The 23,135-nt window shown below is 64.6% G+C and carries 22 protein-coding genes and 1 pseudogene; 9 read left to right on the top strand and 14 right to left on the bottom strand.

Annotated elements, in window-relative coordinates; translation table 11 throughout:
- Nucleotides 1–29: 29 nt before the first annotated feature.
- A complete protein-coding gene (locus tag IVA92_RS24765) occupies nucleotides 30–1,481 on the top strand; it encodes a glutamate synthase subunit beta (protein ID WP_247277691.1) in 1,452 nt (483 codons plus the stop codon).
- Between the two features lie 202 nt (nucleotides 1,482–1,683).
- Here IVA92_RS24765 and IVA92_RS24770 read toward each other — a convergent pair whose 3' ends face one another.
- On the bottom strand, nucleotides 1,684–3,438 hold the full coding sequence (locus IVA92_RS24770) for an outer membrane beta-barrel protein (protein WP_247277692.1): 1,755 nt from the start codon (nucleotides 3,436–3,438) through the stop codon (nucleotides 1,684–1,686).
- 192 nt (nucleotides 3,439–3,630) lie between these two features.
- On the opposite strand from IVA92_RS24770, the gene IVA92_RS24775 reads away from it, so the two are divergent.
- Nucleotides 3,631–4,638: a KpsF/GutQ family sugar-phosphate isomerase gene (locus tag IVA92_RS24775; RefSeq protein WP_247277693.1), complete on the top strand. Its 1,008-nt coding sequence runs from the start codon at nucleotides 3,631–3,633 to the stop codon at nucleotides 4,636–4,638.
- Between the two features lie 159 nt (nucleotides 4,639–4,797).
- On the opposite strand, the gene IVA92_RS24780 is transcribed toward IVA92_RS24775, so the two are convergent.
- A complete protein-coding gene (locus IVA92_RS24780; protein WP_247277761.1) occupies nucleotides 4,798–5,349 on the bottom strand; it encodes a carboxymuconolactone decarboxylase family protein in 552 nt (183 codons plus the stop codon).
- 83 nt (nucleotides 5,350–5,432) lie between these two features.
- Between IVA92_RS24780 and IVA92_RS24785 the strand changes: the two genes are divergently transcribed.
- Nucleotides 5,433–5,756, top strand: coding sequence for a helix-turn-helix domain-containing protein (locus tag IVA92_RS24785; RefSeq protein WP_247277694.1), 324 nt, complete (start codon nucleotides 5,433–5,435; stop codon nucleotides 5,754–5,756).
- Nucleotides 5,757–5,930: 174 nt separating this feature from the next.
- On the opposite strand, the gene IVA92_RS24790 is transcribed toward IVA92_RS24785, so the two are convergent.
- The 3 genes from IVA92_RS24790 to hemH all read right to left on the bottom strand — a co-directional run bounded on the left by IVA92_RS24790 (nucleotide 5,931) and on the right by hemH (nucleotide 8,649).
- Nucleotides 5,931–6,374 carry an NfeD family protein gene (locus tag IVA92_RS24790; RefSeq protein ID WP_247277695.1) on the bottom strand — a complete coding sequence of 148 codons (444 nt, stop codon included), beginning with the start codon at nucleotides 6,372–6,374 and terminating at the stop codon, nucleotides 5,931–5,933.
- A 16-nt stretch (nucleotides 6,375–6,390) separates the two neighbouring features.
- Nucleotides 6,391–7,392, bottom strand: a complete 1,002-nt coding sequence (locus tag IVA92_RS24795; protein ID WP_247277696.1) for an SPFH domain-containing protein — start codon at nucleotides 7,390–7,392, stop codon at nucleotides 6,391–6,393.
- A 219-nt stretch (nucleotides 7,393–7,611) separates the two neighbouring features.
- Nucleotides 7,612–8,649 (bottom strand): ferrochelatase, encoded by a 1,038-nt coding sequence (gene hemH, locus IVA92_RS24800; RefSeq protein ID WP_247277697.1) that lies wholly within the window; start codon nucleotides 8,647–8,649, stop codon nucleotides 7,612–7,614.
- Nucleotides 8,650–8,729: 80 nt separating this feature from the next.
- Here hemH and IVA92_RS24805 point away from each other — a divergent pair, with 80 nt between their 5' ends.
- Entirely contained in the window at nucleotides 8,730–9,128 is a 399-nt protein-coding gene (locus IVA92_RS24805) for an MAPEG family protein (protein ID WP_247277698.1), read from the top strand.
- Between the two features lie 70 nt (nucleotides 9,129–9,198).
- Here IVA92_RS24805 and IVA92_RS24810 read toward each other — a convergent pair whose 3' ends face one another.
- From IVA92_RS24810 to IVA92_RS24820, 3 genes are read right to left on the bottom strand one after another with little or no spacing between them, the layout of a single operon-like run.
- Complete coding sequence (locus tag IVA92_RS24810) at nucleotides 9,199–10,305, bottom strand: nickel/cobalt transporter (protein ID WP_247277699.1); 1,107 nt, start codon at nucleotides 10,303–10,305, stop codon at nucleotides 9,199–9,201.
- A complete protein-coding gene (locus IVA92_RS24815; protein ID WP_247277700.1) occupies nucleotides 10,302–10,940 on the bottom strand; it encodes a DUF1007 family protein in 639 nt (212 codons plus the stop codon). The genes IVA92_RS24810 and IVA92_RS24815 overlap by 4 nt, the downstream gene beginning before the upstream one ends.
- Nucleotides 10,940–13,021 (bottom strand): M3 family metallopeptidase, encoded by a 2,082-nt coding sequence (locus tag IVA92_RS24820; RefSeq protein WP_247277701.1) that lies wholly within the window; start codon nucleotides 13,019–13,021, stop codon nucleotides 10,940–10,942. The genes IVA92_RS24815 and IVA92_RS24820 overlap by 1 nt, the downstream gene beginning before the upstream one ends.
- Nucleotides 13,022–13,159: 138 nt before the next feature.
- On the opposite strand from IVA92_RS24820, the gene IVA92_RS24825 reads away from it, so the two are divergent.
- The 5 genes from IVA92_RS24825 to IVA92_RS24845 all read left to right on the top strand — a co-directional run bounded on the left by IVA92_RS24825 (nucleotide 13,160) and on the right by IVA92_RS24845 (nucleotide 17,994).
- The gene (locus tag IVA92_RS24825) at nucleotides 13,160–13,414 is read left to right on the top strand and encodes a hypothetical protein (RefSeq protein WP_247277702.1); all 255 of its coding nucleotides are present in this window, start codon (nucleotides 13,160–13,162) and stop codon (nucleotides 13,412–13,414) included.
- Between the two features lie 690 nt (nucleotides 13,415–14,104).
- Nucleotides 14,105–15,247 carry a type III PLP-dependent enzyme gene (locus IVA92_RS24830; RefSeq protein WP_247277703.1) on the top strand — a complete coding sequence of 381 codons (1,143 nt, stop codon included), beginning with the start codon at nucleotides 14,105–14,107 and terminating at the stop codon, nucleotides 15,245–15,247.
- 130 nt (nucleotides 15,248–15,377) lie between these two features.
- A complete protein-coding gene (locus IVA92_RS24835) occupies nucleotides 15,378–15,965 on the top strand; it encodes an N-acetyltransferase (RefSeq protein ID WP_247277704.1) in 588 nt (195 codons plus the stop codon).
- Nucleotides 15,966–16,112: 147 nt separating this feature from the next.
- Nucleotides 16,113–16,502 carry a RidA family protein gene (locus tag IVA92_RS24840; protein ID WP_247277705.1) on the top strand — a complete coding sequence of 130 codons (390 nt, stop codon included), beginning with the start codon at nucleotides 16,113–16,115 and terminating at the stop codon, nucleotides 16,500–16,502.
- Nucleotides 16,503–16,551: 49 nt separating this feature from the next.
- On the top strand, nucleotides 16,552–17,994 hold the full coding sequence (locus IVA92_RS24845; protein WP_247277706.1) for a homospermidine synthase: 1,443 nt from the start codon (nucleotides 16,552–16,554) through the stop codon (nucleotides 17,992–17,994).
- 114 nt (nucleotides 17,995–18,108) lie between these two features.
- Here IVA92_RS24845 and IVA92_RS24850 read toward each other — a convergent pair whose 3' ends face one another.
- The 6 genes and pseudogenes from IVA92_RS24850 to IVA92_RS24875 all read right to left on the bottom strand — a co-directional run bounded on the left by IVA92_RS24850 (nucleotide 18,109) and on the right by IVA92_RS24875 (nucleotide 23,131).
- Nucleotides 18,109–18,438 carry a hypothetical protein gene (locus tag IVA92_RS24850; protein ID WP_247277762.1) on the bottom strand — a complete coding sequence of 110 codons (330 nt, stop codon included), beginning with the start codon at nucleotides 18,436–18,438 and terminating at the stop codon, nucleotides 18,109–18,111.
- Nucleotides 18,439–18,539: 101 nt separating this feature from the next.
- Nucleotides 18,540–19,254, bottom strand: a pseudogene (locus IVA92_RS24855) (MgtC/SapB family protein).
- Between the two features lie 30 nt (nucleotides 19,255–19,284).
- A complete protein-coding gene (locus IVA92_RS24860) occupies nucleotides 19,285–20,304 on the bottom strand; it encodes a WD40 repeat domain-containing protein (protein WP_247277707.1) in 1,020 nt (339 codons plus the stop codon).
- The gene (locus IVA92_RS24865) at nucleotides 20,304–21,341 is read right to left on the bottom strand and encodes a GTP-binding protein (RefSeq protein WP_247277708.1); all 1,038 of its coding nucleotides are present in this window, start codon (nucleotides 21,339–21,341) and stop codon (nucleotides 20,304–20,306) included. The genes IVA92_RS24860 and IVA92_RS24865 overlap by 1 nt, the downstream gene beginning before the upstream one ends.
- Before the next feature lie 54 nt (nucleotides 21,342–21,395).
- Entirely contained in the window at nucleotides 21,396–22,259 is an 864-nt protein-coding gene (locus IVA92_RS24870) for a zinc ABC transporter substrate-binding protein (protein ID WP_247277709.1), read from the bottom strand.
- Between the two features lie 2 nt (nucleotides 22,260–22,261).
- Nucleotides 22,262–23,131, bottom strand: a complete 870-nt coding sequence (locus IVA92_RS24875; RefSeq protein ID WP_247277710.1) for a metal ABC transporter permease — start codon at nucleotides 23,129–23,131, stop codon at nucleotides 22,262–22,264.
- Between the last annotated feature and the right edge of the window lie 4 nt (nucleotides 23,132–23,135).

The raw sequence follows: 23,135 nt of genomic DNA on the forward strand, positions 1-23,135 counted from the left end.
ACGACTAAGCGGCAGGGACTACGGGTTTAATGGGCAAGATCACCGGTTTTCTTGAAATCGAACGGCATGACCGCAAGTACATCCCGGTCGCCGAGCGCGTGAAGCATTTTCACGAGTTCGTCGTTCCCCTCTCCGAGAAGGAGGTGCGCGACCAGGCCGCGCGCTGCATGAACTGCGGCATTCCCTATTGTCACGGCACAGGCTCGGTCGCGCCCGGCACGCCAGGCTGCCCGGTCAACAACCAGATCCCGGATTGGAACGATCTCGTTTACCAGGGCAACTGGGAAGAAGCCTCGCGCAACCTGCACTCGACCAACAATTTCCCGGAGTTCACGGGGCGCATCTGTCCGGCGCCGTGTGAAGCCTCCTGCACGCTCAACATCGACGACAACCCCGTCACCATCAAGACCATCGAATGCGCGATCGTCGATCGCGCCTGGGACAATGGCTGGGTGAAGCCGGAAGTGGCTACCGTCAAGACTGGCAAGAAGGTCGCCGTGATCGGCTCGGGTCCGGCCGGCATGGCCTGCGCGCAGCAGCTCGCCCGCGCCGGCCACGACGTGCATCTGTTCGAGAAGTACGCCAAGGCCGGCGGCCTGCTCCGCTACGGCATCCCCGACTTCAAGATGGAGAAGGGCATCATCGACCGCCGCGTCAAGCAGATGGAAGCCGAAGGCGTCACCTTCCACTACAACAGCCATGTCGGCGCCGACGGCAATGTCGATCCGCGCGAGATGCTCAACGAGTACGACGCTGTCGCGCTGACCGGCGGCGCCGAAGCTCCGCGCGACCTGCCGATCCCCGGCCGCGATCTCGAAGGCATTCACTACGCGATGGACTTCCTGCCGCAGCAGAACCGCCGCGTCTCCGAGGAGCCGCTCCGCGGCGTCCAGGAGATCCTGGCCGGCGGCAAGCACGTCGTCGTCATCGGCGGCGGCGACACCGGATCTGACTGCATCGGCACCTCGCTGCGCCAGGGCGCGCTCTCGGTGACCCAGCTCGAGATCATGCCCGCCCCGCCCGAGCGCGAGAACAAGGGCCTGACCTGGCCGAACTGGCCGCTGAAGATGCGCACCTCTTCCAGCCAGGCCGAAGGCGCGATCCGCGAATACGCCGTGCTGACGCAGAAGTTCTCGGGCGAGAACGGCAAGGTCAAGAAGCTGCACTGCGTGCGCGTCGACGACAAGTTCAAACCGATTGCCGGCACGGAGTTCGTGCTCGATGCCGAGCTCGTCCTGCTCGCGATGGGCTTTGTGCATCCCGTGCACGAGGGCCTCTTGAACCTGCTCGCGGTCGAGCTCGACGGTCGCGGCAACGTCAAGGCTAACACGCTGGACTACCAGACCTCGCGCCCGAACGTGTTCACCGCCGGCGACATGCGCCGCGGCCAATCGCTGGTGGTCTGGGCGATCCGCGAGGGCCGGCTGTGCGCCCGGTCGATCGATACGTTCCTGATGGGGAAGACGGATCTGCCGCGGTAGTCGCGGCTCGCGCAGCAGCCAAGCTTCAAATGACGCTGTCATCGTCCGCGGAGGCGGACGATCCAGTATTCCAGAGGCTCTCCTTAGAGGGCACGCACTCACCACATCCGCCGCGGCGTACTGGATGCCCCCGCCTGCGCGGGGGCATGACAGCGGAGTGGGGACGAGATAGCGTAGCCTCGAACGACGCGCCCCGTCTTACCTAATTCTGCAACCTCACCCCCAGCATCACCACCGTCCCCGACGAGCTCGCCCCCGCGACGTTCGAATCCAGGATGTCGTGGCGCAGCGTGCCCTTGATCCAGATGTTGCGGTTGAGCTTGTAGATCAGATTGCTTTCGAGCGAGTAAGTCTTGTCGTTGCGATTCTGGTTCTGGTAGTCGAGCGTGCCGTAGGTGAACTTGCCCACGGCGGTGAGCCAGCGGCGGAAGTCGTGGTCGACTTCGGCCGAATAGGTGCGCACCAGGACGCCGGAAGAGCCCGGGATCGTGGTCTCGGCGATCTGCGTGTCGGTGAAGAACTTCACGGTCGTCAGGCCGCTCGCATTCCAGATCAGCGAGCCCGTGGTGAGGAAGCCCGCGAGCTGGCTGAGGCGCGGGTCGACATAGTTGCGCGCGGAATAGCCGATCGAGATCTCGCCGGTGAGGATGCGCGAGAACTCGAAGGAGGAGCCGACCTTGGCATAGCCGCCGTTTGAATCGCGGAAGTAGCCGTTGCGGTCGGCGGCCTGGTCGTGCACGCGGGTGTCGCCCTGGATTTCCAGGAAGGGCTTGAGGCCCGGCTTCAGATCGTAGGAGAACCGGCCCACGCCGCCATATTGGTTGAACTCGCGGTCGGTATTGGCAAAGGTCGAGCCGTCGATGAGCTTTGAATCGGTGTAGGCCGTACGATCGACGGTGGCGCCGGCGGCGACCTGGAAACGGTTGAAGGTCTGGTCGAAGCCGACGGTCGCGCCATAGGCGGCGTAGACCGGAAATTTCTGAAGACCTGCCTGCACGTTCGGGCTGCCGGGATTGTCGGTGGCGAGCCGCAGGCGGAGCTGCGAGGTCAACTTGAAATCGCGGGTGACGTCGAGGCGGCCGTCGACATGGCCGGTGAAATCGGGGCGATCGACCTCGACCGGCGACGGCGAGGCGAAGCCGTTGATGGTCGCCGGCATGTTGTTGGTGTAGCCCGAGAACGAGCCGCGCAGATCGGCGACCAGCGCGTGGCGCTCCCAATCGGACACTACAAGGAGATCAGGCGCGACCACATAGGCCGGCGAACCGACAGGCCTGTTGAGACGCGCGGGATTTGTATCGTAGCCGGCGGAGAGCTCGAGCCCGCCCTTGATCAGGAAGCTGCCGGCATAGTCGCCCACCGCGCCGAACGGATCCTCGTCCAGCTTGAGGCGGCGGCGCAGCGGCTGGCCGGGCACGTTGCCGGCCATCGCCGGCGGCACTGGCGTCCTGTGCGCGGTTTCGGAGGGTGGCGGCGCGATGCGCGGCGGGCCGAGCGTCCGCTCCGGCGTTGCCGGCGCTACCTTTGAGTCGGGGCCGGCGGGGCGCTTCGGCTTCGGCTGTCCGGGATAGAGTTTTGGCTGCTGCCGCTTGCGGTTGAGCGAATCGTAGCCGGAGCCGCTCGCGACGTTGGCCGCGGGCAGGCCGTAGGTCGGGACCTGACCGGCCGGGCTTTGGCCGGCGCGCGAGATCGCCGGGGGCTGCTGGCGCCTGCGCGGATCGTTGGGATCGGGCAGCGTCGGCAGCGCGTCCGAAGGCGCCTGCGGCACGCCGGCGGTGCGCCGTGTCGGCAGCGTCTCGGGCGCGGCGAAGCCGCCGCGGTTGGGATTGAACAGATCAGGCGTGAGGCTCTGGGCCAGAGCCGGTGCACTCTCGAGGGCCGTCAGCATCAGGCACGGCAATACGGCGCGCAGGAAATGCGCGCGTTTGCTCCGGCCAGTGCCTGGAGGCGACCCCACGATGGAAGAACTCCAACGAAATCAAATACTTTCACGACGAGCTCCCACCGCTTGGCGGGAACCATCGTTAATGGAGTTAAAACAATTATGGTTAATGACCAGTTGAGGGATTTGGCCGGCGCGTCGCCTCGCCTGCCCGGGCGTGCTAAGCAGGTGCCAACGGGCGAACGCTCCTCCTCCCTGGACCTGAACATGCCGAGTTCGAAACCGCTGATGACCGCATCATCCGGCTCCATTGCTGATAGCGTCGAATCCGCGCTCCGCACGCTGGAGACGGAGAGCGGCGGCATCAACGCGCTCGCCGCCGCCTTGCGCGGCCCGCTGGGTGCGACATTTGCGAGAGCGGTGGACCTGATCCGCAACGCCAAGGGTCGCGTCATCGTCACCGGACTCGGCAAATCAGGCCATATGGGCCGCAAGATCGCGGCGACGCTGGCCTCGACCGGCACCCCCGCCTTCTTCGTGCACGCGGCCGAGGCCGGCCATGGCGATCTCGGCATGATCACGTCCGACGACGTCATCATGGCGCTGTCCTGGTCAGGCGAGCAGCCGGAGATGAAGAACCTCGTGAATTATTCGGCGCGCTTTGCGATTCCCATGATCGCAGTGACGTCGAGCGCGGCGTCCTCACTGGGCCAGGCCGCCGACATCGTGATCGAGTTGCCGAAGGCACGCGAAGCCTGCCCGCACAATCTGGCGCCGACCACCTCGACGCTGATGCAGGCGGCGATTGGCGATGCCATCGCGATCGCGCTGCTCGAAGGCCGGGGCTTCACCGCGCTGGAGTTCGCGCATTTCCACCCCGGCGGAAAGCTGGGGGCGATGCTGAAATTCGTCCGTGACTACATGCGCACCGGCACGGAAATTCCGGTCAAGCCGCTCGGCACCAAGATGTCGGAGGCCGTGGTCGAGATGTCAGCCAAGGGGCTTGGCTGCGTCTGTATCGTCAATGATGCGGATGAGGCCGTCGGCATCATCACGGACGGCGACCTGCGCCGCCACATGCGGCCCGACCTGCTGGCTGCGTCGGTCGATGAGATTATGACCACTGAACCGAAGACGGTGCCGCCGTCGATGCTCGCGACCGAGATGATCGAGGTGCTGAACACACGCAAGATCACAACGCTGGTCGTGACCGAAGCGGGCAAGGTGGTCGGCATCGTGCATCTGCACGATCTGTTGCGGGCGGGCGTCGCGTAAGGCGCACACACTCCAGGGAGTCATTCCGGGGCGCGCCCGTTTGGGCGCGAACCCGGAATCCATTCATCTCCGAGATCTCTGCCCAATGGATTCCGGGTTCACGCTTCGCGTGCCCCGGAATGACACCGAGGGTGTGGCGCGCAATGACGGCGGAGAGACCTACGCCGGAAACCGCGCCGCGTTCTCCTCCAGCGGCAAGCGCAGCCCGTTCGCCAGATACGACACCGTGCGATAGAAGCCGCACAACAGCATGATTTCCAGGATCTGCGCCTCGTCGTAATGCGCGGACAGCGCGGCGAACTCCTCGTCATCAAGCGTCGCACGATGATGCAGCGCGTCGACGGCCGCAATCAGCGCCTGCTCGGCCGGCGACCAGCACGGTGACATGGCATCGCCCAGCACCGTCGCACGCACTTCATCCTCCATGAGCTTTGCCGGCCCGGCAAAGATGGCGACATGCACCCCCCATTCATACTCGCATTCGTTCAGCGCGCAGGTGCGGTCGATGATGATCTCGCGCTGGCGGAGGGACAGCGGGCCGGGATCGAGCAGGCCGCCGGCGCGAAATTTGTCCCAGGCGCGGCTGTGGCTTGCCATCACCCTGAACAGCACCAGGGGCGGTGCGCCGCGCATGATGCGGTCGAACTGCGCCTGGATCTCCGGGGGATAAGGCGGATCGAGGGGCGCGATACGCGGCGAGGAGGGTGACATGGCAGAAGACATGGACTGCTTCCGTTGCTACAATTATCGTAGCAATACGCTACATTATCTGTAGCGCTACGCAAGAGGCCGATATGGCAAAGCAGCCAGCATCAGAACGCCGCGTCCGCGGCTCGCGCACCGGGCGGCCGATCATGGCGCTGCTGGACCTGCTCGGCCGGCGCTGGAGCCTGCGGATATTGTGGGAGTTGCGCGGCGAGCCCCTCACCTCGCGCGCGCTGCGCAGCGCCTGCGACGAAGCCTCGCCGACGGTGCTGCAGGCGCGGCTGACGGAGCTGCGTGCAGCGGGATTCGTCGAGCTTGGCGAAGGCGGAGGTTACGCATTGACGCCGCACGGACGCGAGCTGTGCGAGACATTCATGCCATTGCACCGATTTGCCGAGCGATGGAAAAGGTAGCGCTCTTGTTTACCCTCCCTGGAGGGGGAGGGTCGCTACGCATGCAGTGCCGCGAAATGCGTAGCGGGGCAGGGTGACAGTTCCTCCACGGGGGCAGTGCCCGAGTGGAGAGATCACCCCACCCCGCTCGCGCTGCGCGCGATCGACCCTCCCCCTCCAGGAGAGGTAAGGAAGCTACGCCGCGGCCACAGTAAGATTCGCGCCGTCGACCTGCACTACCTTCACGCGCGTCCCCGCCGGCGTATCGGGCCCAGCCACGCGCCACACCGTGTCGCCGATGCGGACGGTGCCTGCGCCGTCAATGATCGGTTTCTCCAGCGTGAACTCGCGCCCTAACAGCGCCTCGGTGCGCTTGTTGAGGAAGGGGCCGGCGCTGGCGTCCGGCTTCGGCCGAGCCAGGCGGCGCCACACCGGCACGGCGGCGGCAGCGAAGACTGCGAACATCACGAGCTGGATCTGCCAGGACACGGCGACAGTGAACGAGATCAGGCCGACCAGCAGCGCGGCGAGCCCGAGCCAGAACAGGAAGATGCCCGGCGCCAGCACCTCCAGCGCCATCAGGATGAAGCCGAAGATCAGCCAATTCCAGGTGCCGAGCGATACCAACATGTCGGCCATGATACGACCTCTTTGATTATCCCTGCCGCGGCGGCACCGCCGGCGGCGTGCCACCGGTCGGCGGCACCGAGCCGGGACGGCGAGCGAGCGCAGCGGACGCGGCGCTCTCGCCGAACGTCGCCTTGGCGATCTCGCCGATGCCGGCGAGCGAACCCAGCATGCTCATCGCTTCGACCGGAAGCATGATGACCTTCTGGTTTGGCGAATCGGCCAATTGCCCGAACGCCTTGATATACTTGTCGGCGATGAAATAGTTCAGCGCGGCGACATCGCCCTTCGAAATCGCTTCGCTGACCATCTGGGTTGCCTTGGCCTCGGCCTCAGCCGACCGCTCGCGGGCCTCGGCGTCGCGGAACGCAGCTTCCTTGCGGCCTTCGGCCTGGAGGATCTGGCCCTGCTTGGCGCCCTCGGCGCGCAGGATTTCCGACTGGCGCTGGCCTTCGGCGGCGAGAATGTCGGCGCGCTTGACGCGCTCGGCCTTCATCTGCCGGCCCATGGCCTCGACGAGATCGGCCGGCGGCACGATGTCCTTGATCTCGATGCGGTTGACCTTGAGACCCCAGGGCGAGACCGCGGCATCGACGACGCGGAGCAGGCGCTCGTTGATCTCGTCGCGGTGCGAAAGCACCTGATCGAGATCCATAGCCCCCATCACCGAGCGGATGTTGGTCATGGTCAAGACGGTAATGGCCTGGGTGAGGTTGGAAACCTCGTAGCTCGCTTTCGCGGCGTCGAACACCTGATAGAAGGCGACGCCGTCCACCGTCACCGTAGCGTTGTCCTTGGTGATCACCTCCTGCTCGGGAATGTCGATCACCTGCTCCATCATGTTGATCTTGCGCCCGACGCGATCGAAATAGGGCACGATCAGATTGAGCCCGGGGCTCAGCGTCTGCGTGTACTTGCCGAAACGTTCGATAGTCCAATCATAGCCCTGCGGCACCGTCTTCACGCCGGCAACCAGCGTGACGATGACGAGCAACACCAGAACAATCGCGAAAATGTCGAAACCGCTCATATCTCCTCCAAACGGGAAAAGGCCCTTTCCCGCGCTGTCATTGGTCGGTATCGCAACCCTATCGGTTCAGCGGTCGCGACTAACGTCGGTACCGGCGCGATTCTGCACAAGGCGTACGGAAGGGGAATGGCAAGGATTATGTGTTTGCGAGAACGCTCTTGAAAGGATGCCGGCGCGGACCTAGCGCCAAACGTTAGATTTGCCGCCCCATCGTAAACGTCAGATCCAGCCCTGAAGCTCGCGCAGCACCAGGGAGCGGATCACGTCCATGCCGGGTTCGCTGTCGTTGAGGCAGGGGATCGCGGAAAACTGCTCGCCGCCATTATGTTTGAAGATCTCGGCATTCTCCTGCGCGATTTCCTCCAGCGTCTCCAGGCAATCGGCGGCAAAGCCCGGGGTCACCACCGCGATGCGGCGCACGCCGTCTTTCGCCAAACGCTCCATGGTCTTGTCCGTATACGGCTGAAGCCACTCGTCATTGCCGAAGCGCGACTGGAAGGTCAGCAGCAGCGTTGTCTCGTTCATGCCGAGCCGGCGGCGCAGCGCCTCGATCGTGGCGATGCAGTGGTTCTGGTATGGATCACCCTTGTCGACATAGGATTTCGGCATGCCGTGGAAGGATGCCACAATCAGATCCGGCTTGAACGGCAGGCTCGCCAGATGCGTCTGGATCGAGGTCGCGAGCGCCTCGATATAGGCCGCATCCTGGTAGTAAGGCGGCGTCACCCGCAGCGTCGGCTGCGCCCGCAGGCGGGCGAGCACGCGGAACACCTCGTCGCAGACCGTTGCCGAGGTCGAGGCGGAATATTGCGGATAGAGCGGGACGGCGAGGATGCGCTCGCAGCCTTTTGCGATCAGCGCGTCGATGCCCGCCTGGATCGACGGGTTGCCGTAGCGCATCGCCCAGTCCACGACGACATGACTGCGATCCGACAGCGCGATCGCGAGCTTGTCGGCCTGCGAGCGCGTGATGGTCTTTAGCGGCGACTCGTCCCGCTCGTTGTTCCAGATCTTGCGGTAGTCCAGCGCCTTGGTGCGGGGGCGGCTGCGCAGGATGATCCCGTTCAACACGAGCTTCCAGACCAAGCCCTGGTCCTCGATGACGCGGGCATCCGAGAGGAACTCCTTCAGATAGACCCGCACGCCGGGCGCGTCAGCAGTATCGGGCGTTCCAAGGTTGATCAGAAGCACGCCAACGCGGGGCAGAGCGGATTGAGCTGCCGGTTTCGCGCTGTCGATGGGAACGACGCTGGTCATGGCTCCGTGGGTCGCGCGTTGCTCCGAACTTGTCAAGATGAGGCCGATTTGGCTACGGTTGCACCCAAGCGGGAGGGAAGATGACACTCGCGGAATGGTGCGTCCTGGGAGCGCTGCTGCTTTACCTTGCAACGATCGTCTCGATCAAATGGGCCAGGTTTCGCACGTTCGACAATTCCCAGCCGCGCGACCCCGCCTTCTTCGATGACGCCCTCGCGCAGCGCGCGCTCGGCGCGCACCTGAACGGCATCGAGACCTTCCCGTTTTTCGCCTTCGCGGTGCTGCTCGCCGAATTCCGGGATTCGCCGCAGCGGCTGATCGACGAGCTCGCGGCACTGTTCCTGATCGTGCGGATCGCCTATGTGCTGACCTATCTCGGCAACCGCCCGACGCTGCGCTCGATCCTCTGGAGCATCGGCTTTGCGATCAATCTCGGGATCTTCTTCATGCCGGCCTTGAAGCGGTTTCTGCCGGTTTAAGGTGCCGTGCCCCGCACGCGGTGCAGCGCCCTGTGCGCTGCTCCGCAGAGCCGGGGCCCGCGAGCGCGGCTTAAAAACAGGTTGTCCGTTCAGCGGCGATGTAGCCGAACAGCAGGCCGACGCCGAATAGCAATACCAGGCCAGCGGCGCCGAACTCGATGCCGCGCATGACGAGGGCGCCGCCCCCGTCGCGTCTTGCGCTGAGGCGCTGCGCGATGTCCTTGGCGGACACGGCGACGACCGCGATGGACGCGACCGTGATCGCGGTGCCCAGTCCCATCAGGAGGGTCGCGGCGATGCCGGCCCAGAACAGGCCCTGCGCCAGCGCGAACACCAGAACCAGGATCGCCCCCGAGCACGGGCGGATACCGACGGCGAGGATCGCGGCAAAGCCGCGCCGCCAGCCGCCGGGGCCGGCGAGCTCGCTCGGAGCAGGCCCGTGGGAATGACCGCAGTGCTCGTCATGGACGTGGCCATGCCCATGCTCATGGCGAGCGTGGCTGTGACCGTGATGGTGATCATGATCGTGGCCATGATGATCATCCGCATCATGGCCGTGGTCATGGTCATGCGGCACGCCTGCCATCGCTGGCACCGGCTGGGCTACCTGAAGCGCGCGGATGAAGGCGCCGCCTTTCACCCAGACCAGGCGCAGACCGAACAGCGCAATCAGGGCATAGCTCGCGATCTCGATCGCGCCTTCGGCCTTGCACATGGTCTTGGCGGTCGCATTCAGGATCCAGGCGGAGATGCCGACGATCAGGATCGCCACCAGCGACTGCATCAGCGCGGAGGCGAACGACAGCGCGATGCCGCGCCGCGCAGTCTCGCGGTTGGCGACGAGATAAGAGGCAATCACCGCCTTGCCGTGGCCGGGGCCGGCGGCGTGAAAGATGCCATAGGCAAACGAGATAAAGAGCAGCGTCCACACCGCCGAGCCGTCGGACTTCGCGGCGCGGATGGTCGCCGACATCTGGCGATAGAACTCCGACTGTTTTGCCAACAGCCAGCCGATGAGGCCGCTGGCTTCAGGCTCCGCCGCCTGCTGGGCGCGCGGCGCGCCGAACGGATTCTGCGCGAGGAGATCGTGGAGCGCGGCGTCGGCCACGGACACGACCAGCAGAACGGCGGCGCAAGTGAGAAGCCCGAGCGCGAACCCGGAGAGTTGCGACTTCAAGGGCAATCCACCATGATCTTGTTGGCGAACATCATGCCGAAGTTTGAATTCTCGCCATTGAGGAAGGTCTGCTCGTTGAGCTTCTGCGCACTCGCGGTGCCGTCGTTCGGTCGCTCCAGCTTCATCTGGCAGCCGGCGGGCGCGCCGACCAGCTTGACCGGATTGTCCTTGGCCATCTGGAAGTCGATGAAGAAGGAGCGGTCGAATACTTCGAGCACCAGCTGCCTGGGCTTGACGGGGTTCTTCAGCGGTAAGGTGAAGTGCAGGGTCAGCACCGTATCCTTGTAGTCGAGGAAGTAGTCGACCGGCTCCTGGAACCGTTCCTTCTTGCCGTCGGCCTTCGCGAAGGTGAAGTAGGCGTATTCCTTCAGCGACTCGACATTGGTCTGCGCCAGCGGCGTTAGCTCCTCGCGCGTATAGGCGCCCTTGGTCTTGCTCTCGAGCCCCTGCACCGCATAGGCCGAGAACATGTCGTCAAAGGTCCAGGCGTGGCGCACGCCGGTGATGGTGCCGTCGGCCGCGTAGAGCAACTCGCTGGTCGCGGTGATCCAGACATGCGGATGCGCGCGCGCCGGCCCCGCTGCGAGCGACAGGCCGGCGGCGAGCAGCAGACCGAGAAGGATGCGCATGCCCATCACGCCGCCTTCGCGGCGTAGAGCAGGCCGCGCCGGCGCAGCAGCGCGTCCGGCTCCGGCGGGCGGCCGCGGAAGGCCTCGTAGGCGGCTTCCGGATCGACCGATCCGCCCGAGGCGTAGATGTCGTCATGCAGGCGCTTGGCGACCGAAGGATCGAAGATGTCGCCGGCCTCCTCAAACGCGCCGAAAGCGTCGGCGTCCATCACCTCCGACCACATGTAGCTGTAATAGCCGGCGGCATAATGATCGCCGGTGAAGATGTGGCCGAATTGCGTGGGCCGGTGACGCAGCGCGATCTCCTCGGGCATGCCGATCTTCTCCAGCTCGCGTCTCTCGAAGGCGCGCACGTCCTGCGCGGCGGAAGCCGGCTGAGTGTGGAATTCGAGGTCGATCAGCGCCGAGGAGACGAACTCGACCGTGGCAAAACCCTGGTTGAATTTTCGCGCAGCAAGGAAGCGTTGCAGGAGGTCGTCCGGCAGCGGCTCGCCGGTCTGGTAGTGGCGCGCGAACTTTTGCAGCACCTCGGGCCGCTCCTGCCAGTGCTCGTAGAGCTGAGACGGCAGCTCGACGAAATCGGTGAACACGGAGGTGCCCGACAGCGAAGGATAGGTGACGTGGGAGAGCATGCCGTGCAGGCCGTGGCCGAATTCGTGGAACAGGGTGCGGGCGTCGTCGGGCGACAGCAGCGAAGGCTCGCCCCCGGCTCCCTTGGCAAAATTGCAGATATTGAGAACCAGCGGCGCGACCTCGCCGTCGAGCTTCTGCTGATCGCGCAGCGAAGTCATCCAGGCGCCGGAGCGCTTCGAGGGCCGGGCGAAGTAGTCGCCATAGAACAGCGCCTTGTGCTTGCCGTCCTTGCCCTTCACCTCCCAAACCCGGACGTCCGGGTGCCAGACCGGAACGTCGCTGCGCTCCTCGAAGGTGATGCCGAACAGGCGCGTGGCGCAGTCGAAGGCGGCGGCGATCATGTTGTCGAGCGAAAGATACGGCTTGATCGCAGCGTCATCGAAATTGGCACGCTGAAGACGCAGCTTCTCGGCGTAGAAGCGCCAGTCCCAGGGGGCGAGCTTGAAGTTGCCGCCTTCGGCCGTGATCAATGCCTGCATGTCGTCGCGGTCGGCGAGCGCGCGCGCCCTCGCCGGCGTCCAGACCCGCTCCAATAGGCTCCGCACCGCTTCCGGCGTCTTGGCCATGGAGTCTTCGAGTCGATACGCGGCGAAGGTCGGGTAGCCCAACAGCTTGGCGCTCTCTTCGCGCAGCTTCAGGATCTCGACGATGGTTGCGTTGTTGTCGTTGGAATTGCCGTTGTCGCCCCGCGCGATGAAGGCCTTGTAGACCTTCTCGCGCAGGTCGCGCCGCGCCGAGCTCTTCAGGAACGATTCGACCGAGGAGCGTGACAGCGTGACGATGGCCTTGCCTTCCATGCCGCGCTCTTCTGCCGCAGCTTTGGCGCCGGCGACGAAGCTCTCCGGCAGGCCCTCGCGGTCCGCCTCCCCGAGCTCCAGGAACCAGTCCTGCTCGTCGCCGAGCAGGTGATGGCTGAAGCTGGTGCCGAGCTGGGCGAGCCTCTCGTTGATCTCTGCCATCCGCGTCTTGGCCTCGTCGGAGAGGCCGGCGCCGGAGCGGTGGAAGCGGGTGTAGGTGCGCTCCAGGAGGCGCAGCTGCTCGGGCGTGAGACCGAGATTGGCGCGGTTCTCGTGCAGCTGGGCGATGCGGCCAAACAGCACGGCGTTCATCATGATCGGATTCCAGTGCCGCGCCATCCGCAAGGAGACTTCCTTGTCGATCTCCAGGATGGCCGGGTTGGAATGCGCCGAGACGAGGTCGTAGAAAACCGCCGCGACCTTGTTCAAGAGCTTGCCCGAGCGCTCCAGCGCCGTGATGGTGTTGGCGAAGTCGGGGGCGGCCGGATCGTTGGTGATCGCCGCGATCTCGGCGGCATGGTCGGCGAAGGCCTGCTCGAAGGCGGGCAGGAAATGCTCCGGCTTGATCTCGTCGAAAGGCGGGGTCGCGAACGGCGTCACCCAGGCCTTCAGGAGCGGGTTGGTCTCGGCATCCGTAATTTGGCGGAGTTCTGACATCACAAGTCCCGGTTTTTGAGCCGAATTTGTTGTGGCCAGCTATAGCACGCGATGGGGCTTTTTTGGGCCGTTTGCCCTTGCTCCCGACCGCCTTTTCGGGGAGATTGCGGCCCTCGAAGACACGGGGTCCCTGAACTCATGAACGCGCCTGCCTCCTCTTCCCGCCAGATCGCCTGGCCGAGCGTCATCACCGTTATCAGCGCCGCCATCCTGATCGGCGCGGAGGTGTTCGGCGCGGCGTTTGCCGGCGGCTGGGCGCTCGCGATCCTGTTCGGGCTCGGCGACCAGGGCGCGCACATCCTCCAGGCCGTGCTGTTCGCACTCGGCGTGCTGGTGATGACCGCGTTCATCCGCACAGCTCAGCGCATCGAGCCGTTCACGACGCGCCGCTGAAGCTCGCGCGCGACAGACACGCGCGCGCGGCACAGAAAACTTAACACGTGTTCATCTTCCGCGTCGCTCGCGCAGCACTGCGCAAGTAGATGTTAGGCAATTCTGTTCTCAGCCTAAAAAAATTCTTGCGAAGCCGATTCAAAACGCTTATGTGCGGACTTGCCCAATTTCGCACGTGCCTGTGGTCGTGTGTCAGTCGGTAGGTATCCGGACAAGAGGCCGGACAGCCGCCAAGGGGTGAAGAAGCCGAGGGGCTCTTCGGACGTGCAGAAGCCGGAAGACTTGAAAGTCGAAAGACTGAAAAGCCGACGGACTGAAAGCAAACCCGGAGCGCCCAGCATCTCTCTCAAGGGATGCCTTGTCGAAGGTGACTTCACTCTTTGCAACCGTGACTGGCAGCCGGAGGCGAACCGGCGCACCCCGCTCTCAACGGGGGACGCGACTTAAAGCAACGACGGATCGGGCTTTTTTGGTCTCTACCGGCAGTCCAACGCCGGCGCGGGCTACTGAAAAGGCTTGTCCTTCATTGCCAGGTGTGCGGGCGGGAACACTCCCAACCAATCCACGGCAGCACAGTCTGGTTTGAGTTTTTTGGCTTCGTCGCGCCTCCATCGCGCGATTTGGCCAGAGCGCTCTTATCCGACGTCATGTTTTGAACGGGCCCGTCGCTGGGCCGTTTGGGAGAGTGCCATGACCGAACGTATCCAGGAATTCCTGCGCAACCGCCGCAAGGATGGCCTCGACACCGAGCCGTGCCTCGTCGTCGACCTCGAGGTCGTGCGCGACAATTACCAGAGCTTCGCCAGGGCGCTGCCCGACAGCCGCGTGTTCTATGCCGTCAAGGCGAACCCGGCGCCGGAAGTGCTGGCCCTGCTCGCCTCCATGGGCTCCTGCTTCGATACCGCGACCGTCGCCGAGATCGAGATGGCGCTGGCCGCTGGAGCGACGCCCGACCGCATCTCCTTCGGCAACACGATCAAGAAGGAGCGCGATATCGCGCGCGCCTTCGCGCTGGGCATTCGGCTTTTCGCGGTGGACTGCGCCGCCGAGGTCGAGAAGGTCGCCCGTGCCGCCCCCGGCGCGAAGGTGTTCTGCCGCATCCTCTATGACTGCGCCGGCGCCGAATGGCCGCTGTCCCGCAAGTTCGGCTGCGACCCGGAGATGGCGGTCGAGGTGCTCGACGTCGCCAAGCGCCTTGGTTTGGAGCCGTGCGGCATCTCCTTCCATGTCGGCTCGCAGCAGCGCAAGGTGAAGGCGTGGGACCGTGCGCTGGCGATGGCCTCGCAGGTGTTCCGCGACTGCGCCGAGCGCGGCATCAACCTCTCCATGGTCAACATGGGCGGCGGCTTCCCGACCAAGTACCTCAAGGACGTGCCGCCGGTAGTGACCTACGGCCGGTCGATCTTCCGCGCGCTGCGCAAGCACTTCGGCAACCAGATCCCGGAGACCATCATCGAGCCGGGCCGCGGCATGGTGGGCAATGCCGGTATCATCGAATCCGAGGTCGTGCTCATCTCGAAGAAGAGCGACGAGGACGAGGTGCGCTGGGTGTACCTGGACATCGGCAAGTTCGGCGGTCTCGCCGAGACGATGGACGAGTCGATCCGTTACGCCATCCGTACCCGTCACGACGGTGCGGACATGACGCCGTGCGTGCTCGCGGGCCCGACCTGCGACAGCGCCGACGTGCTGTACGAGAAGACCCCGTATCCACTCCCCGTGACGCTCGAGATCGGCGACAAGGTGCTGATCGAAGGCACCGGGGCGTATACGTCGACCTACTCGTCGGTGGCGTTCAACGGCATCCCGCCGCTGAAGACGTACCACATCTGATCCGCCTCTCTCTTGAGGCCTGACGAACCCGGGAGCCGGCTTGCCGGCTCCTCCCTCACAATTTCAATTCTGACGACGTCTTGGACCGATGTGCCTCTCGCATGTCCGTTCAAGCGGGGACTGACGCGCCATGACTGCTCCTCGGAAGCCACAGATCGCCCTCACTTCGAAAGCCGCTCCGTTCGCGATCCGAGCGGAGCGTGCTGCCGACGTCGCGATGCGTGAAGCGTTGCTCGATGCCTGCTTTGGCGAGAACCGCCATGGCCGGACCTGCCAGCGCCTGCGCGACGGACGCGCGCCTGCCACAGGCCTTGCCCTGTCGGCCGTGCGCGAGGGACAGCTCGTGGGAACCGTGCGGCTGTGGCACGTCAGCGCCGGAGGCAGGCCCGCTCTGGTCCTTGGACCGCTGGCGGTCGACTCTGCCTGCCGCGAACTCGGGATCGGCGCCGCGCTGATGCATCAAGCGCTGGCCGCCGCCCGGGCGCGCGGGCATGGTGCCGTGATCCTGCTCGGCGACGCCCCGTACTACGCTCGCTTCGGCTTCTCGCCCGAGAAAACCGGCGCGTTGTCGCTGCCCGGCCCGTTCGAGCGCAACCGGCTGCTGGCGATCGAGTTTGCGGAAGGCGCGCTCGACGGCGCGGAAGGGATGATCGTTCCGACCGGAGCGGCCCTGCCCAAACGGAGGGCGGTTCGCGCTCTCCAGGCGCACGCGGCCTAAGGCATTGCGGTGATCGCAACGACCGAAGCCGCAGCCAGCGGCCATGCCCGGCTGCTGACTTGATGCTGTTCGTTTGGGGTTGCACGGGCCCGAGAAACGCCCTTTAAACCCGCGAAACATCCCTCCCTTCAGTTGAGGTCCGAGAGCATGTCCCGTCGCCTGATTTCCACCGGCTCCCCGTTCGAGAAGGCCGCCGGCTATAGCCGCGCCGTGATCGACGGCGAGTTCGCCTTCGTCGCGGGAACCACGGGCTATGACTACACGACCATGACGATGCCGGCCGACGTCACGAGCCAGTCACGCAACTGCTTCAAGACCATTGAAGCCGCCCTGAAGGAGGGTGGTTTCGAGATGGCCGACATCGTCCGCGCGACCTACTACCTCACAGACATCAAAGACGCTGACGCCCATTTCGCCGTCTGCGGCGAAGTCCTCGGCGACATCCGCCCGGCCGCAACGCTTCTGGTCGTCTCGGCGCTCTACAAGCCTGAGATGAAGGTCGAGATCGAAGTCACCGCCAAGCGCCGCAGCGCCTGATCCACACCCTCACTCTTTGTCTGCCATCACGTTCCGGAGAAACCATCCCATGAGCCCCGCCTCGCAGATCTACGCGAAGATCACCGGTCCCATTGTCATGGTCGGCTTCGGCTCTATCGGCAAAGGCACGTTGCCGCTGATCGAACGGCATCTCGATTACGACAAGTCGCGCGTCACCGTGATCGATCCCAAGGACGAGGGCCGCAAGGCGCATTGCGAGAAGCACAATGTACGCTTCATCCAGAAGGGCGTGACCAAGGACAATTATCGCGAGTTGCTGACCCCGCTACTCACCGAAGGCGGCGGTCAGGGCTTTTGTGTCAATCTTTCAGTCGACACCGGCTCCACCGACATCATGGAGCTCTGCAACGAACTTGGCGCTCTCTACATTGATACCGTCAACGAGCCCTGGCTCGGCTTCTATTTCGACGCTTCGAAGGGCCCGGAAGCGCGCTCCAACTACGCTCTTCGCGAAGTGACGCTGGCCGCCAAGAAGGCGCGCCCGGCGGGCTCCACGACGGCCGTTTCCTGCTGTGGTGCCAATCCTGGCATGGTCTCTTTCTTCGTCAAGCAGGCGCTGCTCAACGTCGCCGCGGATCTGAAGCTCAATGCCCCCAAGCCGAAGACCAAGGCCGAATGGGCGGACCTGATGCGGCAGGCCGGCGTCAAGGGCATTCACATCGCCGAACGCGACACCCAGCGCTCCAGGAACCCGAAAGAGCCTGACGTCTTCGTCAACACCTGGTCGGTGGAAGGTTTCCTGTCGGAAGGCGTGCAGCCCTCAGAACTCGGTTGGGGCACCCATGAGAAATGGATGCCGGAGAATGCGCGGACCCACGAAGCGGGCTGCGGCGCCGCCATTTATCTAATGCAGCCGGGCGCCAACACGCGCGTGCGCACCTGGTGCCCGACCCGCGGCGCGCAGTATGGCTTCCTCGTCACCCACAACGAGTCGATCTCGATCTCCGATTACTTCACGGTGCGCGACGCATCGGGCACGGCGATCTATCGGCCGACCTGTCACTATGCCTATCATCCGGCCGACGATGCCGTGCTCTCGCTGCATGAAATGTTCGGCCGCGCGGCGAAGATGCAGGAAAAGCACCACATCCTCGATGAGAACGAAATCGTCGATGGCATCGACGAGCTCGGCGTGCTGCTGTTCGGCCATGACAACAATGCCTATTGGTACGGATCGCAGCTCTCCATCGAAGAGACCCGCAGGCTTGCGCCCTACCAGAACGCCACCGGCTTGCAAGTGACCTCCGCCGTGCTCGCCGGCATGGTATGGGCGCTGGAGAATCCGAACGAAGGTATCGTCGAAGCCGACGAGATGGATTTCGAACGTCTCTTGGAAATCCAGCTGCCCTATCTCGGCCCGGTGAAGGGCTTCTACACCGATTGGACGCCGCTGACCGATCGTCCGGGACTGTTCCCGGAAGACATCGACACGAGCGATCCCTGGCAGTTCCGGAATATTCTGGTGCGGTGAGGGCTCTGCCGTCATGTCCGGCCTGTCCCGGGCATCGACGCACTTTCTTTCGCGGGACGCCAAGAACGTGGATGGCCGGGACAAGCCCAGCGGTGACGCCGCAACTGGCTGTCGTTATTTCTCCTTGATCGGCGGCGCGATCTTCTCCGCAGGCGCCGCCGGCAGCGCGGGCTTGGTCGCCGCGCCTTGCGTCTGGGATTCGGGCCGTGCGGGCTCGGGAGCCGGCGTGGTCGGGCGATCACCGCCGGGCTTGGACTCCGCAGGCGTCTTGCCCTGATCGTCCGAAGGAGTGCCCTGGAGCGGTGGCGTTGCCTGCGCCATCTGCATCCGGTTCTCGGCGCGAATCTGCGCAAGCGACAGGCCCGACACCACGACGCCCGCGGCGAACAGCGAGCAGGCGATCATCAGGTCGAGTTTCAGTCTGCGCTTCTCATTGCCTGTCATGTCGATCACCGCGTTTGCCCGCGGGACCAACGAAATGGCCGCGCGCGGGTTCCGCGCCTGCCCGGGCGGGAACCGCACCCCTGCGCGCTAAAACGCCGCGCTCAATCCGTGGTGCTGACTTCCCAAGTGGCGTGGCGCACGCCCGGAAGGTGCTGGAGATCCGTCGCGACCGCGTTCAGCTCGTTCGGATCGACCGCGGTCGCTACCAGCTTTGCGACGATCTCCAGGATGTCCTCGCCGATCTCCACCAGGTCGATATCAGCAACGGAATATTTCGCGGCTTCCAACCTCTCGACGAGGCGGTCGCGCATGTCAGGCAGAGCGTCGGCCGCCACCGCTATCTTGAAGTAATAGGTCGCCTCCAGTGCCCGCTCATTCAGCGGAATGCGATTGATAGCATTGACGAGTGGACGCAGCAGTGTGTTTCCGGCGATGACGAACACGGTCAGCGCCGCGGCCTGCGCGACCATGTCGGCCCCGGCGCAGGAGCCGACCGCGGCGGAGGCCCATAGCGTCGCGGCCGTATTGAGCCCGCGCACGTCCATGCCCTGCTTCATAATGACACCGGCGCCGAGGAATCCGATGCCGGAGACGACGTAGGAGATCACCCGCACCGCGCCGGCGGCGCCATCCAGATGCATGGCGAGATCGACAAAGGCGGCGGCGCCGACCGCGACCAGCACATTGGTGCGCAGGCCCGCGGTGCGCTGGCGGTACTGCCGCGGCGCCGATCAGCGTCCCCAGCACGAAGGCCGTGAACAGGCTGATCAGCGTGTCTGCAAAATCGGCAATCTGGAATGTCGTCAGAAACCGCATGGTCCCCTATACGGCCGGGACCATGACAGATTAAAGCTCCAGCAGGCCGCCGTCCCCATTTTCATCCGCAAACGCCAGCAGCGTGCCCTTGGCGTTCCAGGCGAGCGCGGCCACGGGTGGCGTGCCGTTGCGGCGGACCAGGATTTCCGCACCGTCCTCCAGCCGCACCATCAGCACGGTGCCGTCGCTGTAGCCGGCGGCAAGGATATCGTTCTTGGGGTGGCAGGCCACCACGGACACGCGGGCCTGGAGCGGCGCGAGCATCGCGGGCTCCTTGCCCATCGGACCGTCCTTGCTGGCAAACGGCCACAGGATGACGGTGTCGGCGCCCGAGGTCGCCAGAGCCTTGCCGCCGGCGCTCCAGGACATCGAGCGGACGCGGCCGGGATAGCCGGTCATGCGCATGTGCCTGTTATCGGCGAGCCGCCAGCCGTGCAGCGCCGCCTCGTGCATCGCGGTGACCAGGAACTTGTTGTCCGGGCTGAAGGTGACGGCGAGATGCGAGCCGGCCCACGGGAGGAATTCGGCTGTGGCAGCCATGTTGGGAAACCACAACGTCGCGCCGTTGTAATGTGCGATCGCAAGCCGCAGGCCTTTTGGCGCGAAGGCAAGCCCGCCGACCGTCGAGGGCACTTCGATCGACTTCTCCTCGTTCTTGCCGCTCTTGACGTTCGCCGTCTTGCCAGCCGACCACGCTAAGGCGCCGTCTGGATGCAGCGCCACCGCATCGATCCAGCGCATTTTGGGGTCGGTGGCGAGCAGCGTCACCTCGCCCTTGGCATCGAGCGACACGACCTTGCCGTCGTCGCCGCCCATGACGAGGCGCTTGCCGTCGGAGGCGGTCGAGAGAATGCCGCCGCTGTGCACGGCGACCGTGCTGATCTCGCCCTTGGCGTCGACCAGCGCGACTTTCTCCTCGCCGCCGACGAAGGCGGCCCGATCGGCCAGGAAATGCGCCGAGGTCACGCCCATGCCGAGCGCGATCGGCTTGACGCGGTCGGTGACGGAGACGATCGAGGCGGAATCAGGAGCCGGCGTAAACTCTTTCATCACGAGACGATGCAGCTCTCAAAACCCTTGCGGATGGCCTCTTCCGGCAGTTCGCGGCCGATGAAGACGAGGCGGCTCTCGCGCGGCTCACCCTCCTTCCACTTCCGCTGGTGGTTGCCCTCCAGCATCATGTGGACGCCTTGGAAGACGTAGCGGTCATCGTCATCGTGGAAGGCGAGGATGCCCTTGGAGCGCAGGATCTTGCCGCCCTCGACCTGCACCAGGTTCTGGAGCCAGGGCATGAACACGTTCGGATCGAGCGGCTTGTCGGTTTTCAATGACAGCGACTGCATGTCCTCGTCGTGATAGTGCTTCAGGCCATGGCCGTGATGATGGTCGTGACCACGGTGGTGATGATCATGGTCGTGATCATGATCATCGGCCTCAAGGAAATCCGGCTCGATGTCGAGGATGCGGTCGAGGTCGAACGCGCCGCGATCGAGCACGTCAGCCAGCGCCACCGAACAGCGCTCGGTGCGATGCAGCTTCGCATAGGGATTGATGGCGCGGATGCGGGCCTCGACCTCCGCGAGCTCGCCCTTGTTGACGAGATCGGTCTTGTTCAGCACGATCACGTCGGCGAACGCGATCTGGTTCTTCGCCTCGGGCGCGTCTTTCAGCCGGTCGGACAACCACTTTGCATCGGCGACCGTCACCACTGCGTCGAGCCGCGCGTTTTTCTGCACGTCCTCGTCGACGAAGAAGGTCTGGGCGACGGGCGCGGGATCGGCAAGGCCCGTGGTCTCGACGATGATGGCGTCGAACTTCCCCTTGCGCTTCATCAAGCCGTCCATGATGCGCACGAGGTCGCCGCGCACGGTGCAGCAGATGCAACCGTTGTTCATCTCGAACACTTCCTCATCGGCGCCGATGATGAGATCGTTGTCGATGCCGATCTCGCCGAATTCGTTGACGATGACAGCGTATTTCTTGCCGTGGTTTTCCGACAGGATGCGATTCAAAAGCGTGGTCTTGCCGGCACCGAGATAGCCGGTCAGGACGGTCACGGGAATTTTTGGGGAGGTCACTTCAGACATAACAACTCCGGATTTCGGGCTTTCGCGCGACGCGAGGCGGGGTGGCCCCCTGCCCTAATGGTCAAGCGCGCTGATCAGGGCCTTTATATTGTGCCTGACCATGTCAATGTAAGTGGGTGCAGGCCCCTTTTCGCCGGTTAAACCGTCGGAAATCAGGGTCCCGCCGACCTTTGCGCCGGTCTCGGCCGCGATCCGCCGGATCAGCCGGTCATCGCTGATATTTTCCAGGAATACTGCCGGGATTTTTTCGGCCTTGATCTGGCCGATGATCGCGGCGATGTCGCGCGCGCTGGGCTCGGTCTCCGTGGAGACGCCCAAGGGGGCGATGAACCGGATACCGTATTCGGCGGAAAAATAGCCGAAGGCGTCGTGGGTGGAGATCACCTTGCGCCGCTCCAGTGGGATTCTCGCCACGGCTTCGCGGACCTCACTGTCGAGGGCTTCGAGTGTTTCCAGATAGGCTTTGGCCCGAGCGCGGAAGAACTCCGCGTCATCCGGGGCAGCAGCGGCGAGCGCATTGGCGATATCGGTGACGTAGATCTTGGTATTGGGGATGGACTGCCAAGCGTGGGGATCTGCGGCCGAACCCAATTTCAGGGGCGTGATACCGGCGCTTGCAGTCACGACCGTCGCCTTGCTGCCGGAGGATTGCACGAGCCGCGGCAGCCATCCCTCGAGGCCGAGCCCGTTGACGACGACGAGCTTTGCATCGGCGATCCGCTTCGCATCGCTCGGCGCAGGCGTGTAGACGTGGACGTCGCTGTCGGCGCCGACCAGCGTGGTCAGATTGATCCGGTCACCACCGACATTGCGGACGAAATCGGCCAGGATCGAGAAGCTCGCGACCACGTTGAGCCGCTCGGCGGCGTGCAGCGGCGAGGCGATCAGCAACAGCGCGCAAAGCAGGATGAGCCGCATCGTCACGCTTCCAGATGCCGGCCGGGAAACAATTGCCGGACGATACCGCCGACGCGGCCGAACAGGACGGAGGCCACGTAGAGCACCGTCGCCACGAGAATGATCGCAGGGCCCGACGGCACTCGGGTCTGGAACGACAGCACGAGGCCGGCATAGCCCGAAACCGCGGCAGCAATCACGGCGATGCAGATCATGGCGGTGAGATCGCGCGACCAGAATCGCGCAATGCCGGCCGGCAGGATCATGAGGCCGACCGCAAGCAGCGTGCCGAGCGCCTGAAAGCCGTTGACGAGGTTGATCACGACGAGCGCGAGGAAGGCGAGATGCGCAGGGCCCCCGGCGCGACTCACCGTGCGCAGGAACAAGGGATCGACGCTCTCGATCACCAGCGGGCGGTAGATCACCGCAAGCACCAGGAGCGTCACCGTGGCGTTGAAGGCCACCACTAGCAGCGTCTGGTCGTCCATCGCGAGAATGTTGCCGAACAGTACATGCAACAGGTCGATATTGGTCCCCTTGATCGAGACGATGGTAACGCCGAGCGCCAGCGAGGCCAGGTAGAAGGTGGCCAGCGAAGCGTCCTCCTTCAGCCCGGTCGAGCGCGCGACCACACCGGCGAGGATTGCGACCGCAAAGCCGGCGATCAGGCCGCCGGCGGTCATCGCGAACAGGTTGAGCCCGGAGAGCAGGAAGCCAACGGCGGCGCCCGGCAGGATCGCATGTGCCATGGCATCGCCGACGAGGCTCATCCGCCGCAGCATCAGGAACACGCCGATCGGCGCGCCTGCCAGCGACAGTGCGATCACGGCGGCGAGTGCCCGCCGCATGAACTCGAATTCGGTGAACGGACCGATCAGCGCGTCATAGGCCATTTGC

Origin of the sequence: Bradyrhizobium sp. 154, assembly GCF_023073875.1 — a bacterium.
Lineage (GTDB): Bacteria > Pseudomonadota > Alphaproteobacteria > Rhizobiales > Xanthobacteraceae > Bradyrhizobium.